At 48.9% G+C, this 18233-nt stretch carries 14 protein-coding genes and 2 tRNA genes; 8 read left to right on the forward strand and 8 right to left on the reverse strand.

What is annotated here, in order from left to right; translation table 11 throughout:
- Position 1: 1 nt before the first annotated feature.
- From rsxC to BUQ98_RS01940, 5 genes are all read right to left on the reverse strand, one after another.
- On the reverse strand, positions 2-2452 hold the full coding sequence (gene rsxC, locus BUQ98_RS01920) for an electron transport complex subunit RsxC (protein WP_074212251.1): 2451 nt from the start codon (positions 2450-2452) through the stop codon (positions 2-4).
- Positions 2452-3027 carry an electron transport complex subunit RsxB gene (gene rsxB, locus BUQ98_RS01925; RefSeq protein WP_074212252.1) on the reverse strand — a complete coding sequence of 192 codons (576 nt, stop codon included), beginning with the start codon at positions 3025-3027 and terminating at the stop codon, positions 2452-2454. Before rsxB ends, rsxC begins: the two co-directional genes overlap by 1 nt.
- Entirely contained in the window at positions 3024-3608 is a 585-nt protein-coding gene (gene rsxA, locus BUQ98_RS01930; protein ID WP_074212253.1) for an electron transport complex subunit RsxA, read from the reverse strand. The genes rsxB and rsxA overlap by 4 nt, the downstream gene beginning before the upstream one ends.
- Before the next feature lie 350 nt (positions 3609-3958).
- Positions 3959-4034, reverse strand: a tRNA-Asn gene (locus BUQ98_RS01935).
- 141 nt (positions 4035-4175) lie between these two features.
- Positions 4176-4251 (reverse strand) — tRNA-Asn (locus BUQ98_RS01940).
- Between the two features lie 690 nt (positions 4252-4941).
- On the opposite strand from BUQ98_RS01940, the gene uvrB reads away from it, so the two are divergent.
- The 3 genes from uvrB to BUQ98_RS01955 all read left to right on the forward strand — a co-directional run bounded on the left by uvrB (position 4942) and on the right by BUQ98_RS01955 (position 9088).
- Complete coding sequence (gene uvrB, locus BUQ98_RS01945; protein WP_074212254.1) at positions 4942-6966, forward strand: excinuclease ABC subunit UvrB; 2025 nt, start codon at positions 4942-4944, stop codon at positions 6964-6966.
- A 299-nt stretch (positions 6967-7265) separates the two neighbouring features.
- Positions 7266-8714 carry a quorum-sensing sigma-54 dependent transcriptional regulator LuxO gene (gene luxO, locus BUQ98_RS01950; protein ID WP_074212255.1) on the forward strand — a complete coding sequence of 483 codons (1449 nt, stop codon included), beginning with the start codon at positions 7266-7268 and terminating at the stop codon, positions 8712-8714.
- A gap of 14 nt (positions 8715-8728) precedes the next feature.
- Complete coding sequence (locus BUQ98_RS01955; RefSeq protein WP_074212256.1) at positions 8729-9088, forward strand: Hpt domain-containing protein; 360 nt, start codon at positions 8729-8731, stop codon at positions 9086-9088.
- On the opposite strand, the gene yvcK is transcribed toward BUQ98_RS01955, so the two are convergent.
- From yvcK to BUQ98_RS16995, 3 genes are all read right to left on the reverse strand, one after another.
- Positions 9035-9952, reverse strand: a complete 918-nt coding sequence (gene yvcK, locus BUQ98_RS01960) for a uridine diphosphate-N-acetylglucosamine-binding protein YvcK (RefSeq protein ID WP_074212257.1) — start codon at positions 9950-9952, stop codon at positions 9035-9037. The two genes, BUQ98_RS01955 and yvcK, sit on opposite strands and share 54 nt — an antisense overlap.
- Before the next feature lie 110 nt (positions 9953-10062).
- Positions 10063-10635 (reverse strand): LON peptidase substrate-binding domain-containing protein, encoded by a 573-nt coding sequence (locus BUQ98_RS01965; RefSeq protein ID WP_074212258.1) that lies wholly within the window; start codon positions 10633-10635, stop codon positions 10063-10065.
- Between the two features lie 360 nt (positions 10636-10995).
- Positions 10996-11163: a hypothetical protein gene (locus BUQ98_RS16995; RefSeq protein ID WP_175566273.1), complete on the reverse strand. Its 168-nt coding sequence runs from the start codon at positions 11161-11163 to the stop codon at positions 10996-10998.
- A gap of 287 nt (positions 11164-11450) precedes the next feature.
- On the opposite strand from BUQ98_RS16995, the gene BUQ98_RS17000 reads away from it, so the two are divergent.
- The 5 genes from BUQ98_RS17000 (at position 11451) to BUQ98_RS01985 (ending at position 18227) form a co-directional block, all read left to right on the forward strand.
- Positions 11451-11615: a hypothetical protein gene (locus BUQ98_RS17000; protein ID WP_175566274.1), complete on the forward strand. Its 165-nt coding sequence runs from the start codon at positions 11451-11453 to the stop codon at positions 11613-11615.
- A 690-nt stretch (positions 11616-12305) separates the two neighbouring features.
- Positions 12306-13976: an ABC transporter substrate-binding protein gene (locus tag BUQ98_RS01970; RefSeq protein WP_074212259.1), complete on the forward strand. Its 1671-nt coding sequence runs from the start codon at positions 12306-12308 to the stop codon at positions 13974-13976.
- A 154-nt stretch (positions 13977-14130) separates the two neighbouring features.
- Positions 14131-15051 carry an oligopeptide ABC transporter permease OppB gene (gene oppB, locus BUQ98_RS01975; protein ID WP_074212260.1) on the forward strand — a complete coding sequence of 307 codons (921 nt, stop codon included), beginning with the start codon at positions 14131-14133 and terminating at the stop codon, positions 15049-15051.
- Positions 15052-15061: 10 nt separating this feature from the next.
- Entirely contained in the window at positions 15062-15973 is a 912-nt protein-coding gene (gene oppC, locus BUQ98_RS01980) for an oligopeptide ABC transporter permease OppC (RefSeq protein ID WP_139294693.1), read from the forward strand.
- Between the two features lie 148 nt (positions 15974-16121).
- On the forward strand, positions 16122-18227 hold the full coding sequence (locus tag BUQ98_RS01985; RefSeq protein WP_074212262.1) for a methyl-accepting chemotaxis protein: 2106 nt from the start codon (positions 16122-16124) through the stop codon (positions 18225-18227).
- Positions 18228-18233: the final 6 nt, after the last annotated feature.

The raw sequence follows: 18233 nt of genomic DNA on the forward strand, positions 1-18233 counted from the left end.
GTTATTCCTTATCTTCTTGTTGTGATTGTTGGGCGGCTTTACGTGCTTTGGCACGGGCGACCGCAGCGGCGACAGCGGCTTTCTTGTCGTTAGCTTCGTCAGTTGCCGGCGCAGTGTCCGCAGCGTCGGATGGCGTATCGGCAGTCGTCGGTTGTGCCTTAGTGTCGCCTTGCTGGGCGGCTTTGCGGGCTTTCGCACGCGCAATGGCGGCAGCCACGGCGGCTTTCTTGTCGTTAGCCTCGTCAGATGCAGGCGCGGTGTCCGCAGCGTCGGATGATGTATCGGCAGCCGTCTCTGGTTGTGCCTTGGTGTCGCCTTGCTGGGCGGCTTTGCGGGCTTTGGCACGCGCAACAGCGGCAGCCACGGCGGCTTTCTTATCGTTAGCCTCGTCAGATGCAGGCGCGGTGTCCGCAGCGTCGGATGATGTATCGGCAGCCGTCTCTGGTTGTGCCTTGGTGTCACCTTGTTGTGCAGCTTTACGCGCTTTGGCACGCGCAACAGCGGCAGCCACGGCGGCTTTCTTATCGTTAGCCTCGTCAGATGCAGGCGCGGTGTCCGCAGAGTCGGCTGGCTTCTCGTCAGCCGATGTCGATTCCGCCTTGGTGTCGCCTTGCTGGGCGGCTTTGCGGGCTTTGGCACGCGCAACAGCGGCTGCTACGGCATCTTTTTTATTGTCTTGGCTGTCAGCGTTGTCTGGTGCTGCCTGCGGATTGGCGGTTTCTGGGGCTTTTTGTGCCTCTTTGGCCGCCTTACGTTCACGCGCTTGCCGTTTACGCTCTTCGCGTAATTTCATCATTTCACTGTTGTCTGGCTCATCACTGCCTGCTTGCGCTGCTTCGGCTTGTTTGGCTTTGGCTCGTGCGATCGCGGCTGCGACGGCAGGTTTGACATCGCTTGATGCCGACTGCGCAGCTTTTTTCGCTTTTACCCGCTCCACAGCAGCATTAAGTGCATCATCGGAGCCAGTATTTTGTTGCGCCGCTTTTTTCCGACGCTCTGCAGCTTTACGATGTTTTTCTTCTCGCTCCTGCTTTTCGCGTTCCATGCGCGCTTTTTTCGCTTCAAAGCGTTGGCGCGCACGCTCGGCGGCTTCTTTTTCCGCTTCAATTTCACGAATTTCAGCTTTGGCTTGGCGATAATATTGAACCAATGGGATCTCACTTGGGCACACATAGGCACAAGCGCCGCACTCGATGCAATCGAAGAGATCATAGTCTTGGCACTTGTCGTAGTCCTGATCTTTGGCGTACCACTGCAATTGCTGAGGTAAAAGGTGTGCGGGACAGACATCGGCACAGGCACTGCAACGAATACAGGCCATTTCTTGCTTGGCAGGGGCAATTTCCTTGCGCGTTGGCACCAGCACACAGTTGGTAGTTTTGGTGACAGGCACTTGTGTGTGTGGGACGGTAAAGCCCATCATCGGGCCACCAATGATCACCCGTGGCAGTTTTTTCTCTGCCTTATAGCCGTGATGTTCCAATAGCTCGCCAATCGGCGTCCCGAGAAGCGCCCATCGGTTTTGCTGGGTGTTGAGCGTTTTCCCGGTCAAAGTGACCACACGCTTGATCAGCGGCTCGCCATCTAACACCGCGCGTTTGATCGCATAGGTGGTACCGATGTTTTGCATAAGCACGCCAATACTGGCGGGAAAGGCTTTGGCAGGCACCTCTTTGCCCGTGATGATTTGAATCAGCTGCTTTTCACCGCCAGATGGGTACTTGGTAGGCACCACTTGGATAAGTATGTCCTCATCAACGGCCTCCACCGCGGCTTTAAGCGCGGCGATCGCTTCGGGTTTGTTGTCTTCAATGCCAATAACCGCCAGTTTGGGCTTAACGATATGATTGAGGATTTGTACGCCTGCGATGATTTCATCTGCACAATCTTGCATCAGCCGATCGTCAGCGGTGATATAAGGCTCACACTCCGCGGCGTTGATGATTAGCACTTCCGTTCTGGCTAAGCCGCTTTGCAGTTTTCTTGCCGTTGGAAAGCCGGCACCTCCCATCCCAGCAATACCCATGGCACGAATATGGTCGATCAACTGCTCGGGTGGCTGGGTTTGATAAGCCGGTAAGGCAGGCTTAGGCCCCCATGCATCTTTGCCATCAGGCTTAATCACCACGCAGCGGTCAGACAAGCCTGACGGATGCGCAATCGTTCTATCCTCGATGGCAACCACCACCCCTGACGTAGGGGCGTGCACGGGCACACATTGTTGAATATCTGTTTCAGTGAGGGCTTGCCCTGCGAGCACCTGATCGCCCTGGCTGACGCATAGCTTTCCCTTGCTGCCAATATGTTGCTTAAGCGGGATAACAAGCTCATTAGGGAGCATTTTTTCTAAAATGGCACCCTGATTCGACTGGGTTTTATGCTCAGGCGGATGAATACCGCCATGGAAATCCCAGACTTGGCCATGTTTTATTTGTTCTATGAGGCTTTCCATCAGGCACCTGCTCCCTGACTCTCAGTGACATCTACAACGGGAATTTGTTCAAGCTTCCATTTCCAGGTATCGGGCGTGTCCTGAACGGGGAGCATTTCAATACAGTCGGTTGGGCAGGGGGCAACACATAAATCGCACCCGGTACAGTCTTGCTCAATCACGGTATGCATCGCTTTAGTACTACCGACAATCGCATCGACCGGACAGGCCTGAATGCATTTTGTACAGCCGATGCAGTCTTCTTCATGAATGAAGGCAACGGTTTTGATACTTTTTTCTTCATCATGGGCCAGTTCGGTGGCTTCTACGCCCATCAAGTCAGCCAAGTTTTCAATGGTTTGTTGGCCACCTGGCGGGCACTTATTAATTTCATCGCCATTGGCAATGGCTTCGGCATAGGGACGACAGCCAGGGTAACCACATTGACCACATTGTGTTTGCGGTAGAATGGCATCAATCTGATCGACAATCGGATCTGCCTCAACCTTGAAGCGAATCGAGGCAAAACCAAGAATTGCACCGAATACGGCGGCAAGAGCGGCAATCACTATCACCGCAATCACTATTCCACTCATGATAACGTTACCAGTCCAGTAAAGCCCATAAAGGCAAGCGACATTAATCCTGCAGTGATCATCGCTACTGACGCGCCCTTGAAGGGGGAAGGAACATCAGCGGCAGCAATACGCTCGCGCATTGCCGCGAACAAAACCAGCACCAGCGAAAAACCACAAGCCGCCCCAAACCCATAAATAATCGATTCAATAAAGCTGTGCTGTTGTTTCACATTGAGCAACGCCACCCCTAGCACTGCACAGTTTGAGGTGATCAAAGGCAAGAACACGCCTAACAGCCGATGCAGGGTAGGACTGGTCTTGTGCACAACCATTTCCGTGAACTGCACCACCACGGCAATCACCAATATAAAGCTCAGTGTGCGTAGGTATCCGAGATCGAGTGGGATCAGAATATAGGTTTCAACCAGATACGAGCTCACTGACGCCAAGGTCAACACGAAGGTTGTGGCGAGCCCCATCCCAATTGCTGTTTCCAGTTTTTTTGATACGCCCATAAATGGACACAGGCCCAAAAACTCCACCAGTACGAAGTTATTGACCAAAACCGTGCCCACCAGTAGCAACAAATACTCAGCCATGCTGTTTAATCATTTAATGTTTTTGTGATCTGCCTATTATCGACCTTTGACGCAGCTATAACAACCGCCATGGAGCAGGGTTTTTGTCTGATTTGCTGTAAGCTGTCAGTGACGCTTTACTTAAGCGACATTCATAAGGGTAGTGGAGGCGTAGAGTGTTCGATCACAGCAAGAAGGCGTGATGAGATCATGAAAACGTGGGATAGGTCGAGGAGAAAAGGAAATAGAGAAATTGGCTCCCCCAACTGGAGTCACCGGGAACGCCTAGTTGGGGGCGCCCAGCCCAGTGACATATTCCGCATTGCGGAACGATTAGCTTGAATAACTAAATTTGCCATCGGACATAAATTTGGCTCCCCCAACTGGACTCGAACCAGTGACATACGGATTAACAGTCCGCCGTTCTACCAACTGAACTATGGGGGAATCGTGTTTGCTATGGTGCTCTGTTGTGTTTCAAGAAGGTGGCTCCCTCTACGGGACTCAACGGGGACGCCCAGTCCTGCGACATATTCTGCGCAGCAGAACGGATACCAGCTTTTGACACGCTTATCTTTCTCAAGAATATGGCTCCCCCTGCGGGACTCGAACCTGCGACATACGGATTAACAGTCCGCCGTTCTACCAACTGAACTAAGGGGGAATCGCCTTGAGAACGAGGCGAATGTTAGCGACCGCCTTGCAGGGTGTCAACTCATGAAAAGCAAGAAAAGCGGTCTTGGCGACTGATTGCTGAAAAGCTAGCCGTCAACGCTGATAAAATCATCACAATGGGTGCTGATTAAACATTTCCGTAAATTTAATCTTGACTTTTTTTCACCCCAGTCAAAAAAGGGCTAATAGCGGTTACCCACAGATTCTGTGGATAACCGTGTGTGTGGATCTTGGTCAACTCTCTATATGGTTGATTTTATTCGAGCTGCTGAACGCTGGAATTACGAAGATTAATAGCTAAATGTTTGTTTTTAAATGTTTTTATTTTTATGTTGGGGGCGGGTAACAATGAATAGAGACGAGGGGATTATGCACAGGTGGTTATTTATTCAGTGACTGAGTATCGGGGATAAATATAGCGACGAACAAGAAGTGTAGCCACTTACAGAGGAGAGCGTAGAGAAAATGAGAGCAATATTACAATAATGTCTCAAATCCAGCTGGCTGAGTATTTCAAAAGAGGACACATAGATTACCTAGGCGGTATTGTCAGATCAAGAACTGAATACGAAAAAGATCGCATTTTACGCTCACCCAGTATGCAGTCAGAGTCGTTGACTCCATAGGGTGAGTCAGGACAATAGCATGACTCGGTCAGATGACCCAACAGGATAGTTTCATGAGTAAAACCTTTTCGCTGCATTCCGCATTTAAGCCATCAGGCGATCAGCCTGAAGCCATTAATCGATTATGTGAAGGGCTTGATGCTGGGCTTGCCCACCAAACACTCTTGGGGGTAACGGGCTCAGGCAAAACATTTACGATGGCCAATGTTATTGCTGAACTTAATCGACCCACCATGGTACTCGCGCCCAATAAAACATTAGCGGCACAACTTTATGGTGAGATGCGTGAGTTTTTTCCTGATAACGCGGTTGAATACTTCGTTTCTTATTACGATTACTATCAACCAGAAGCCTATGTGCCTTCCACAGATACCTTTATCGAAAAAGATGCGTCTATCAATGATCATATTGAACAGATGCGCTTGTCGGCGACCAAAGCGTTAATGGAAAGGCGTGATGTGATAATTGTCGCATCCGTGTCGGCAATTTATGGATTAGGTGATCCGAACTCCTACCTGAAAATGATGCTACACATCCGTCGCGGCGACTTATTGGACCAGCGCACCATTTTACAACGCCTCGCGGAACTTCAGTATACTCGCAATGATATGGCCTTTGAGCGCGGTACTTTTCGTGTTCGCGGTGAAGTGATTGACATTTTTCCCGCGGAATCAGACAAGGACGCTATTCGTGTTGAACTTTTTGATGATGAAGTCGAGACGATCAGTGTTTTTGACCCTTTAACGGGTCAAGTGAGTGTCAAAGACATGCCGCGTTGTACGATTTATCCAAAAACGCACTACGTCACCCCACGCGAACGGATATTAGAAGCGGTTGAGCAGATCAAGGTTGAATTAGCCGAGCGGAAAAAGACACTGCTCGATAATAACAAACTGCTTGAAGAGCAGCGTATAACCCAACGTACGCAGTTTGATATCGAGATGATGAATGAGTTGGGCTATTGTTCAGGGATTGAAAATTACTCGCGTTACCTAAGCGGGCGTTCAGGGGGGGAGCCGCCGCCTACCTTGTTTGATTACTTGCCTGCAGATGGCTTGTTGATTATCGACGAGTCACACGTCACTGTGTCGCAAATTGGCGCCATGTATAAAGGTGATCGCTCCCGTAAAGAAACACTGGTGGACTATGGCTTTCGGCTTCCGTCGGCATTGGACAACCGTCCGCTAAAATTTGATGAATTTGAGGCGCTTGCTCCGCAGACTGTTTATGTCTCGGCGACACCGGGCAATTACGAAAAAGAAAAATCAGGTTCTGACATTATTGATCAGGTCGTTCGTCCAACCGGCCTTCTTGATCCAGAGCTCGAAGTTCGGCCTGTTGCCACACAAGTCGATGACTTGCTCTCTGAAGTAAGAGCGCGACGAGCCCTTGATGAGCGAGTACTCGTGACAACGTTAACCAAACGCATGGCAGAAGACTTAACTGAGTACATGCAAGAGCATGGTGTGCGCGTCCGATATCTGCATTCTGATATTGACACGGTGGAACGAATGGAAATTATCCGTGATCTCCGCCTAGGCGAATTTGATGTGTTAGTCGGGATTAACCTTCTGCGTGAGGGGCTTGATATGCCGGAAGTTTCTCTTGTCGCTATTTTAGATGCTGATAAAGAGGGCTTTTTGCGTTCCGAGCGATCCTTGATTCAAACGATTGGTCGTGCGGCTCGTAACCTTCGAGGTAAAGCGATTCTTTATGGCGATACGATCACTAAATCGATGAAGCGTGCCATTGATGAAACAGAGCGACGCAGAACGAAACAAACGGCATATAATGAAGAGCATGGTATCACGCCACAGAAACTGAATAAAAAAGTGATGGACGTGATGGAGATAGGAGCCGGTAAACGTAAAAGCACAAAACCATCGTTGAAATCGTTGCGTTCAGTGGCTGAACCAGATGCCGATTATGCGCTTAAATCCCCGCAAGCGATTGATGCCGAGATTAAGAAACTTGAAAGTCAGATGTTTGAAGCGGCGCAGAACCTTGAATTTGAAACCGCGGCACAATTACGTGATCAGCTCCAGGTCTTGCGTGAGCAATTTATTGCGAATAGTTGATGTACCTAACTGCGGGGTAAAAAAAAGCCAACCTTAAATGTCAGGTTGGCTACAGTGTTTCAGTGAGTAGAAACTCACAAACAACGTCAGTTGGCTAGGTGACCCCTTGGGGTCACTGACTTAGATGCATTTGTCGTGCCAAAAATGGAGAAGGGCTATTTCATCGACAAATCGTGTGGTTTTAATGTGCAAGCAAGGATAAAGTGCGATTAAGTTTGCATAATGCAATGCATTTCGCATACTCTCGTGCAATTGACTGAATTAACGCTACACGTTGTGATGTGATTTTTGGAGGATTAATGCCAGCACTATCACCCAGTAAACGAGTATTGATGGTGGAAGATACCGCGTCAGTCGCGGCGTTATACAAGTCGTACTTAAATCCATTGGATGTAGACGTAACGATTGTCGGCACGGGTCAAGATGCGATGACGTTCTTCGAACGAGAAGGCGAGCAGTTGGCACTGATTATCCTAGATCTTCGTTTGCCTGATATGTCAGGAATCGATGTACTGGCACAAGTGCGCGCCGTGGCCCCGGCATTACCCGTTATTATAATGACGGCCCATGGCTCCATAGATGCTGCTGTCGATGCGATGCGTCACGGCGCAAATGATTTTTTAATCAAACCTTGTGAAGCGGATCAGTTACGTGTCACGGTGAATAAATCCCTCAAGCCTAAGTCAAACAATCAAACCAAAGCGACTAGGCAGGAAAGTGAATACCATGGGTTTATTGGCCGTAGTTTGCCAATGCAAGCTGTTTATCGTGTCATTGAGTCTGCAGCACCTAGTAAGGCCACTGTTTTTATTACCGGGGAAAGTGGGACCGGTAAAGAGGTATGTGCCGAAGCCATTCATGCCGCCAGTACCCGCAACAACAAGCCTATTGTTGCACTAAATTGTGCTGCCATCCCCAAAGATTTGATTGAAAGTGAGCTATTTGGTCATGTTAGAGGGGCGTTTACGGGGGCAGCCTCTGAGCGTGAAGGGGCGGCAGAAATGGCTAATGGCGGCACCTTGTTTTTGGATGAAATTTGCGAAATGGATTTGGATTTGCAATCCAAATTGCTACGTTTCATTCAAACAGGCAGCTTTCAAAAGGTGGGTTCTTCGCAAGTTAAGACGGTAGATGTTCGATTTGTCTGCGCGACTAACCGTGATCCCTGGCTTCAGGTACAGCAAGGAAAATTCCGCGAAGATCTTTACTATCGGTTACATGTGATCCCCCTTGAGCTTCCTCCTCCAAGAGAGCGGGGGGATGATGTGATCGCGATAGCAAACGCCTTGCTCGCTGTGTTTTCCGCTGAAGAAGGAAAGGACTTTTGTCGATTCAGTGATGAGGTGGCTGATCAGCTTCTCCGCTACGATTGGCCGGGAAATGTTCGTCAGCTACAAAATGTGATCCGCAACATTGTTGTGCTCCAGAACGGTAAAGAAGTTAGCAAAGAAATGCTGCCTTCTCCAGTAACTCGCGTTTCTGGTGCTGAAATTGCATCTACCGATGTCAATGCTCGGTCTGAAGCGGCGACAAGTTCATTTGTGACACGTTCGTCTTCTGAACCAGAGGTATTATCGGTGACGAAAGCCGATATCGAGCCATTATGGAAAACAGAAAAGCGTGCAATAGAAGTTGCGATTGATGCGTGTAATGGCAATATTCCCCAAGCGGCGGGATTACTCGAAGTCAGCCCTTCAACCTTGTACCGAAAGCTACAAGCTTGGCAAAAAACTGCGGCGAATGAATGATAGGAAACGGATGTATGGCCACCACAGTAAATACTGAAACATTACGTCGACTGACGCTAGAAGTGGGAGAAGATACGGTGACTGTGTTGCTCACTGTGTTTAGTGATGAGCTATCTCAGTACCACTCTCAGCTCTCAGGCTCCCCGTCTATTGAACAGGTCGGTGAAATTAGCCATGCGATTAAAAGCAGTGCGGCGAGCTTTGGGGCGGACGATTTAGCTGAAATGGCACGCGAGTGTGAATCGCGAGTAAAGCAAGGTCAGCAAGAATGGATGACACATCATCTGAATGAATTAACTGACCTGTTACAGGGCACCGCTTCAACGTATCGGGACATGGCTGTCGAGCAAGGCTTCATCAATAGCTTGACGTAGTTTGTCTCTATCATGACGCCAAGGGCGATTTGAAGAGGCCAGTTTGGTCTCTTTTTGTTGATAACGGCTTTCAAGTTGAGGCGCGTTTTTATCACCGATCACAACCCCTATCTCTTTTCCTCCCATCGCGCGTTCGCACCATGTAAGCATGGTTTCTAATGACATCTGGCTAGCAGGGCCAATTTCTTTACCTAGGTTTCTGATAAACATTACTGTGGCATGGGTGTGTTTAAGTGCCCGTCCAATCTCAGTGACCAGTAGAGGTGGCATAACGCTGGTTAAAAAACTGCCGGGACCAAGCAATATGACATCGGCGTTGGCTATGGCGTCAATGGCTTCACGTGTGGCCGGTACGGTTGGGGAAAGAAATAAACGCGTAGGGGGGACAGCCAGCTCGTCAATGTGAGTTTCTCCTGATACTGTCTCACCTTCAGCGGTCAGTGCTGCTAATTCCGCAGGGTGTTCGGACATCGGGAGTAGATGTGGGCGTACATCTAGCAAATCTCGAATAAGCTGTATGGCTTCCAATGGCCGAACCGAAAGGTTATCTAAAGCAGTAAGAATTAAATTGCCGAGGTTGTGTCCATTGAGCTCACCTTTGCCTTTAAATCGGTATTCGAACAACATTGAACCGACTGATGGCTCCGTGATCAATTGATTGAGGCAGTTACGGATATCTCCCCATGCAATGCCTCCCTGACACGCACGGATACGACCCGTTGACCCGCCATTATCAGTCGTGGTGACGATACCTGTTACTCGGCTACCATGCTCACTTAACGCCGACAATACTCTCCCCAAGCCATGTCCACCGCCAATGGCAACAATACGTGTTGATTGATGAGAAAGGGTTTGATGTGTCATCGTATGGTTACCAGTGTCAACGTGTACATGGCGCTGATATTACCTCAATCAACCCGGTACCGCTGCCTTCTTCCCCATCAAAGTGTGAGCAAACGAAAACATTCCCGTCCCTAATGGGGCTCTTGCATCATGCTGAGCAAGTAATCTCGCGTCGCGACACAGGAGCTATTGGCCATAAGCTGTTGCTTCTCGTGAGTGGGGAGGGGCAATAGCTCCAACCAGCGCTGACATAACCACGTTAAGTTGGAAAATTCGCTTTCTCGATGCATTTTTTGTAGTTCAGGGTGACGATCAAACATCGACTGAAGGCGCTCAACCAAAGGCTCGCTTTGCTTATCGACTTGGCAATCAGGCCAGCGAGGAAGCGGTCTCACGGTAGCAAATAGCATCTCATTGTGTTGCTGGTTGAATGCTTGGATCGCGAAACGAGCGGTTCCCCGTGCGGTGATCACAAGGCAGCCATCTTCTTGGCTACGGGTATAATCTTCAATTTCGATGAAGGTACCAATATCAACATGCTGGCGCTGGGCGTGACTCTCTGCCATACAGACTCCCAAAGGAAGACCGTGTTTTAAAGCAAAGACCAGTGTATTTAAAGAGTCGCCAACAGGGATCCGAAGTGGGATACGTCCACCTGGGAGAATATGACGGTCGTTAAATAATATCGGTGTGGATTGTCCCATGGTGCACCTCCTGGCGAGCAATGGTATTGGCTACTCATCTAGATACTGCAAAAGGGGTGCCTACTTTTTAAAACCTGTCTGTACCAGTGTGTCGGCACGTTATTTCGTCAGTTAGGCCAAGCAGGGCAATAGAGAAAATCGCAATTTGCAACGCAAATCATGTTTACATGACGCATTGTGCAATCATGACCGCATTGTGCAATGGAATAACGGGGGAACTCAGATCCGGAAGCGGGTAGAAGAGAGTGGACATATCAAAGTGCAAAAAAATAGCCTCCGACAGGGAGGCTATTAAATTGACGCATCGTTACTTCAACACCGCGTTAGCGATTAACCTGCGGTTTTTTTCCTTTATTCGGGTTATAACCGTGGCGAACGCGTGCGCATAAAGGGCGCGAGGTTGAGCTTTGTGGTCTCATAGTCTTGCTTGTCACTCTTTTTGTCGGAAGAAAAAACAATGATGACGATCGGGAACATCTCGCCATCACCGTAATGATGGGGGAGATAGCCTTGAATAACAACACGCATTGATTAAAAAGTCGTCAATATTGGTATTTAGTCTAAGCAAAGGCTTGTTATCAGTAAATGTTATTAAACTTGGCGAAAAATATGCCGACACCCGCGGTTGCCATGAGCTGAGTGTAATAAGGCGCATGCTTATGCAATCGATAACATTGTTATGTTTTGATTTATTATCGACAAGGGTGTAGCTTAAAAATTGCACAAGCGGTTTGTACTGAGGCAACATAAAAGCAGCGGGTGCTGTTGTTGTCATGAGTGACTGTGCCAAACACTGATACATTCAGGAGGACACAATGAAACACAAGCGCTATAGCAATAAGAAAATGAAAGAGATGCTGCACGATGTGATGCCGGAAATGGAAAAGGCACGTGAAGAAGGTCGCATTATTCACGAGCACTCAAGCCATCACGCGGAAGATGATACGCCAGTCTTTAACACGGATGAGGCCAAAAAATAGTCGGCTCACGAGGTTGGCCAGCGACTCACGCTGGCTTTTTATCCGTTTATCCATATACTGCGACGACCGTCACTTCCCTTTTCAAGTCAACATGTGGTGCTTGCTCCACGCTGCACAAGTCTTTTCTTCCCAGTCAATAAAGCGCTTTTACGGATAAACGACAACAGCGACTGTTAGTACATTTTGTGACTTTGATACCTGTCTGACATCACGTACACGTTTTTCTGTTGAGTTTTTTCGACAAATAGCGTTTATTATCGTCTTTACAATTGAGTAACATTTGACGCGTGCTGGCAGTCAAAGTCACTGGGATTGCAAAGCTAAAAAGAGGCTTGTGTGTTTTTTACACCACATGCTAGTTAGGCATTAGCGCGAAGATCCCCAGAATCAGTATAAATAGTAATTTGTTCCGTTTTTTGTTTCTTGTGGTGAATAAAGCGCTAAAGCTTTCTCGTCTTACCAGCCAAAAGTTTTTTTATGTGACTTTTGGGTAGTGAAAGATAAGTTTTTAATGTCATTCTATGGCAAAATAGTTCAGGTTTATGGCAAAACACAGCGTTGATTGGTAATGTTTTGCCTTTAGTCGCGTAGCAGGGCGTAGTACAACTTCTTCAGTTGTGCAAAACGGATCTCTCCGCCAAGCTGCGACGATTGTCATGGATGCAATAGCGATTGTTATGGAGTTACACGATGAAGCTAAACACGATCACCCGAACCCTTTTTATGGGCGCAGGCCTTTCTCTGGCTCTCGCAGGATGCAGTGAGCCCGAGCAAAAACAAACCTCCCAAACAGCCCCTGAGCAAAAAACTGAAACCGCCGCCGGCGAACCCCAACTTGCTGATGTACAAGAGCTAGTTCGTGGTAATGGGGCGGAAGTGGCTTCTCTCGATCCACATAAAACCCAAGGCGTGCCGGAGTCGCATGTTATTCGTGACTTGCTCGAAGGTCTGGTTAACCAAGACGCCGACGGTAATGTGATTCCTGGTGTGGCTGAGCGCTGGGAAAACAAAGATAACAAAGTCTTTACCTTCTACCTGCGCGATGAAGCTCAATGGTCGAACGGCGATCCCGTCACCGCGCAAGATTTTGAATACAGCTTTAAACGTGTCGCGGACCCAATGACGGCGTCGCCTTACTCATGGTACCTGGGTTATACCCACATGGAGAATGCGAAAGCCATTATTAAAGGTGACAAAGACAAAGACACCTTGGGGGTTAAAGCCCTCGACGATCACACGTTACAGATCACGCTTGACGCCGCGGTACCGTACTTGGTGAAAATGATGGGTCACACCACCATGAAGCCAGTCCATAAAGAGACCGTAGAAAAGCATGGTGATCAGTGGACCAAACCAGAAAACTTCGTGGGTAATGGCGCGTTTGTGGTCGATAACTGGGTGATCAACGAGCGCATTGAGTTAACCCGTAACGAGCAGTATTGGGATAACGAAAATACCACGCTCGATAAAGTCACTTTCTTGCCGATTGAAAACCAAGTTGCAGAAATGAACCGCTACTTAGCGGGTGAAATCGACATGACCTACGAGATCCCCAACGAGCACTTCCGTCGTTTGAAAAGCGAGCATCCAGACGATCTCTCTATCGTGGGCAATCTATGTAGCTATTACTACCTCTTCAATACCAAACGTGAGCCGTTCGATGATGTCCGTGTGCGTAAAGCGCTGTCTTATGCCATTGACCGTAACGTGATCACGGATGCTTTATTGGGTCAAGGCCAAAAACCGGCTTATTTCTTAACGCCAGAAATCACCGCTGGATTCGAACCTGAATTGCCAGAATACGCCAAGATGACGCAAGAAGAGCGTGATGCGGAAGCCAAGCGTCTGCTTGAAGAAGCGGGTTTTGATGAGAGCAATCCACTGGATTTCTCACTGCTCTACAACACCAGTGAGAACCACAAAAAACTGGCCGTTGCGATTGGTCAAATGTGGAAAGACAAATTGGGCGTGTCTGTTGATCTGAATAACCAAGAGTGGAAAACCTACCTAAGTACTAAAGACGAGGGTAACTTTGACGTGGCGCGTGCCGGTTGGTGTGGCGATTATAACGAAGCCTCAACCTTCCTCAGCTTAATGCGAAGCACCAATACCTCCGGTGGCGTGCACTACGATAGCCAAGCTTATGACGCTATTATGCAAAAAGCGATGACCACCACAGACGAGGCGGAACGTAGCAAACTATACCTTGATGCAGAAGCACAAATGGCGAAAGACATGCCGATTGCGCCGATTTATCAATATGTAAAAGCGCGTCTGCTGAGCCCTCAAGTCGGTGGCTTCCCAGCCAATAATGCGGAAGAGAAGATCTTCTCCAAAGATCTTTATATCAAAGCTGAGTAATCTCTGGATCACTGCTAAGTAAGGGAGTCGTTTATTACGACTCCCTTGATGGTTGTTGCTGTTTGTGGAAATACCCAAGGCAGCGCTTGCTGTGATGCTTAACTAACATGGAACAGCTCCTATTTATGTATGAGCGAATGTTGACGGTAGAGCTATGTTGAAATTTATCGCGAAGCGAATATTGGAAGCGATCCCAACACTGTTGGTCTTAATCACTGTTTCCTTCTTCTTGATGCGGTTTGCGCCTGGCAACCCTTTTTCAAGTGAACGGCCATTGCCCCCGGCGGTGATGGAAAATATTAATGCGAAATACGGCTTAGATAAGCCCGTGTTTGAGCAATACACCACCTATTTAGGCAATATCTTACAAGGGGATTTTGGCCCTTCGTTTAAATATATTGACTATAGCGTCAATGAATTGATTGCTGGCTCACTTCCTGTTTCGGCGCAAATCGGCGCGATAGCATTTGTGTTCACCCTGCTGTTTGGGGTCACGATCGGCACCATTGCTGCGCTGAAACAAAACACCTGGATTGACTACACCATAATGTCAACCGCGATGCTCGGGGTGGTCATGCCCTCGTTCGTGCTCGCCCCTGTGCTTATTTATATTTTTGCCATTAATTTAGGCTGGTTACCCGCAGGGGGCTGGCAAGGGGGAGGCTGGCACTTTATGGTGCTCCCCGTGATTGGCATGTCGCTGCTCTACGTTGCTACGTTTGCGCGTGTAACCCGTGGCAGCATGATTGAAACCCTGAACAGTAATTTTATTCGTACTGCGCGCGCCAAAGGGTTGAGTTACCCGACCATTATTATCAAACATGCGCTTAAACCAGCGATGCTGCCGGTGGTGTCTTATATGGGGCCAGCTTTTGTCGGGATTATTACCGGGTCGGTGGTGATAGAGACCATCTTTGGACTGCCTGGCATCGGCAAGCTATTTGTCAACGCTGCGTTTAACCGTGACTATTCACTGGTGCTGGGTTGTACGATTTTAATCGGGACGCTGACCATTCTTTTCAACGCCATTGTCGATATCCTACTTGCGTATATCGACCCTAAGATCCGTTACTAGGGGTGACATGATGCTGACGAAAAAAGAAAACATTGACGCCCTAGAAAACTTCGCAGAAGAAGTGGACGTAAAAGGGCGAAGCCTTTGGCAGGATGCAGCGATACGCTTTAAACGTAACCGAGCTGCCATGGCCAGCTTGGTGATCCTTGTTCTTATTGGTTTGAGTGTCCTATTGGGTCCGTCCCTGAGTGCCTATGCTTATGATGCGACCGACTGGTACGCTATTCATGCGGCCCCGACATTGGGTCTTGATGGCCACTGGTTTGGCACTGACGCCCTCGGGCGAGATCTGTTTACGCGCACCATGATGGGCGGGCGTATATCGATCATGGTAGGCGTCATGGGAGCCTTTGTCGCCGTCCTGATTGGTACATTATATGGTGCAACCTCTGGCTTTATTGGCGGCCGTACCGATGCGGTGATGATGCGCTTGGTTGAGATCTTACAATCGATTCCATTCATGTTCTTCGTGATTGTGTTGGTGACCTTCTTTGGTCGTAATATCGTGCTGATCTTCGTGGCGATTGGTTGTATTGCTTGGTTGGATATGGCCCGTATCGTTCGCGGTCAAACACTCAGCTTACGCAGTAAAGAATTTGTTGAGGCGGCGCACGTTTCCGGGGTGAGCACACGTCATATTATTACCCGCCACATCGTGCCTAACGTATTAGGTATCGTAGCTGTGTATTCGACCTTGTTGGTGCCGAACATGATTCTTTTCGAATCCTTCCTCAGTTTCTTGGGTCTGGGCGTGCAAGAGCCAATGACCAGCTGGGGTGCCTTGCTGCAAGAAGGGGCACAAACGATGGAAATAGCTATCTGGCAGCTGCTGTTCCCAGCGACCTTTATGGTGCTGACGCTATTTTGTTTTAACTATGTCGGTGATGGTTTGCGTGATGCGCTGGATCCAAAAGACAGATAATCGACGTTTTTTGTCATCGTAAAAAACGCAACTAAGATGAAAAGCGCAGGTTTATTTCCTGCGCTTTTTTGTTACTGTTAAATCAGTGTTTCAAGGATGAGAATCGTCAGCGCTAAGTGCCTGTCGATGAAATGACAAAGGAGCTGTCATGCGATCCCTCTCAATTCAATGGAAGGTCACCTTAGTGGCCAGCTTGTGTGTTGCCGTGACTGCGGTGACGTTATTAACCTTTTCGACATACGTTAATAATCAGTTTCAGCAAACAGTGGGCCAAGCGAGTACCCAAACGTTACGTAGTGCCGCCCAACGTCTCGCCACAAGCCAAGCCCAAGTCCAAGCCACGCATGTTCAACGTTTGCTAGATGAAGCGGTGTATCGTGCTCAAATGTTGGCACAAAGTGTGGTCTATCTACAATATAACGCGGAGCAAAATTTTACCGACAGTGGTGAGCTGCGTGGATCCATCAATGAGCTGGTTCGGCGCTCCGTAGTGAACTTTGATACGGTACAAGCGGCGTTTGTGGTCTTTAAACCGAATGCATTGGATCAAGAGGATGAGTTTTACCAGCTGGATACCGAGCGGGGGGCTAATGCCGCTGGACGTTTTGCTAGCCGTTGGCAAAAACAACGCGGTGAACTTCAGGCCTCGGTGTTGAGTGAAGCGCAAATCAGCGACTCGAGCGGTGCAGGTCAACCTGCTAATTACTGGTATCAGTGTCCGTTAGATAGCGGCGCGGCTTGTGTCTCTTCGCCTAAGCAAGATGACAAGGGCCTGCATGTGACTATTTCCTCGCCATTGATGCGAGACAATCAAGTGGTTGGTGTGCTAGGCATTGATATTCGGCTTAATGGCTTAGCGTCTATTATTGCACAGGCTGATCAAGCGCTATTTGAGGGAGCCGGTCATGTGAGTGTGCTCAGCCAAGGTGGGCGTTTAGTCGCCTCAGATCAGCCAGAGACACTGGGTCATTCCGTGAGCCAACTGACTCAGGCACCTGATGACATTGACGCTTGGTTGCAAAACGGTCAGCCTCAAACACAATGGCAGCAAGGTCAACTGATGACGTATGTGCCGGTTGCTTTACCGGGTACAACATGGGGGGCGTTGATCACTCTGCCCGAGGATGCTCTGCTATCAGAAGCAAACCAGTTGAGCAAGCAGATCGAAACTCAGCGTCGCCAGGCGGCATGGACGGAGCGTGCGTTGGGCGTTTTGGCAACATTTCTTGCCTTAGCCATTGCGGGGCTAGCGGCCCGTCAAATCGTCAAACCGTTGAAATTACTTGCTGAGCGATTGGCAGAAATTGCCGATGGTGACGGTGATCTTACCCAACGTATCCAGCTTAAAAATCGTGATGAAATCGGTGTGTTAGCGGGGCGCTTTAATCGCTTCCTCGATAAACTTCAGCCTATTATGGCGAATGTGATTAATAGCGTTGAAGAAGCGGAACATACGGCCAAAGAAGCCGCACGTGTGGCCGTACAAACCCGGGACGGTAGTCGTGAACAAGTATCAAGCTTGGATGCGGTGGCGACGGCATCAGAAGAAATGACCCAGACCGCCTCTCAAGTTGCTAGTCATACTGAATCGGCACTTACTGCTGCGAGTGCGGTGAATACGGCCACCGAAAATGGCGAAAAAATTGTGACTCGATCGTCTCAAGCGATGACGCATTTGGTGGAAACGTTGAATAGCGCGACCCATGATGCCCAAGCCCTGCAAAAGAGCAGTCAAGATATCACAGAGATCCTGACTGTGATTGATACCATGTCAGAGCAAACCAATTTACTGGCGTTAAATGCGGCGATAGAAGCGGCGCGGGCCGGCGAGCAAGGGCGTGGTTTTGCGGTGGTCGCTGACGAAGTCCGTGAACTGTCACAGCGCACCAATCAGTCAATCACCCAGATCCGTACCGTGATTGACTCGTTGCAATCGGAGGCTGACTCTGTGGTATCAGCCATTCATGATGGCAACCAGTTAGCCGATGATACGGCTGAAAAGGTGCAAGAAACGGTCACTAGCTTGAACCAAGTTCGTACCGCAATGCAGGAAATGATGGGGCTTAATAGTGAAATTAGCGCGGCGGCGGAACAACAAAGTGCAGTATCAGGTGATGTGACCCAAAATGTGACCCATATTCGTGAGCGCAGTGATGAACTGTTATCGCATGCTGAATCCGCGGCGAGCATTGCCAGCCAGCTGGAAGCGCTAGCAGGCCGTCAGCGAGCGCTCACGGCCCAATTTAAAGTCTAGTACCTA

Origin of the sequence: Salinivibrio sp. ES.052 (assembly GCF_900141775.1) — a bacterium.
Lineage (GTDB): Bacteria > Pseudomonadota > Gammaproteobacteria > Enterobacterales > Vibrionaceae > Salinivibrio.

Coding starts and splice junctions, on each gene's coding strand:
- yvcK (WP_074212257.1), bottom strand. CDS start 9,952: ATGACACATCAAACCCTTTCTCATCAATCAACACGTATTGTTGCCATT.
- BUQ98_RS01955 (WP_074212256.1), top strand. CDS start 8,729: ATGGCCACCACAGTAAATACTGAAACATTACGTCGACTGACGCTAGAA.
- uvrB (WP_074212254.1), top strand. CDS start 4,942: ATGAGTAAAACCTTTTCGCTGCATTCCGCATTTAAGCCATCAGGCGAT.
- BUQ98_RS16995 (WP_175566273.1), bottom strand. CDS start 11,163: ATGCGTGTTGTTATTCAAGGCTATCTCCCCCATCATTACGGTGATGGC.
- rsxA (WP_074212253.1), bottom strand. CDS start 3,608: ATGGCTGAGTATTTGTTGCTACTGGTGGGCACGGTTTTGGTCAATAAC.
- BUQ98_RS01965 (WP_074212258.1), bottom strand. CDS start 10,635: ATGGGACAATCCACACCGATATTATTTAACGACCGTCATATTCTCCCA.
- BUQ98_RS17000 (WP_175566274.1), top strand. CDS start 11,451: ATGAAACACAAGCGCTATAGCAATAAGAAAATGAAAGAGATGCTGCAC.
- oppB (WP_074212260.1), top strand. CDS start 14,131: ATGTTGAAATTTATCGCGAAGCGAATATTGGAAGCGATCCCAACACTG.
- luxO (WP_074212255.1), top strand. CDS start 7,266: ATGCCAGCACTATCACCCAGTAAACGAGTATTGATGGTGGAAGATACC.
- BUQ98_RS01970 (WP_074212259.1), top strand. CDS start 12,306: ATGAAGCTAAACACGATCACCCGAACCCTTTTTATGGGCGCAGGCCTT.
- BUQ98_RS01985 (WP_074212262.1), top strand. CDS start 16,122: ATGCGATCCCTCTCAATTCAATGGAAGGTCACCTTAGTGGCCAGCTTG.
- rsxB (WP_074212252.1), bottom strand. CDS start 3,027: ATGAGTGGAATAGTGATTGCGGTGATAGTGATTGCCGCTCTTGCCGCC.
- rsxC (WP_074212251.1), bottom strand. CDS start 2,452: ATGGAAAGCCTCATAGAACAAATAAAACATGGCCAAGTCTGGGATTTC.
- oppC (WP_139294693.1), top strand. CDS start 15,062: ATGCTGACGAAAAAAGAAAACATTGACGCCCTAGAAAACTTCGCAGAA.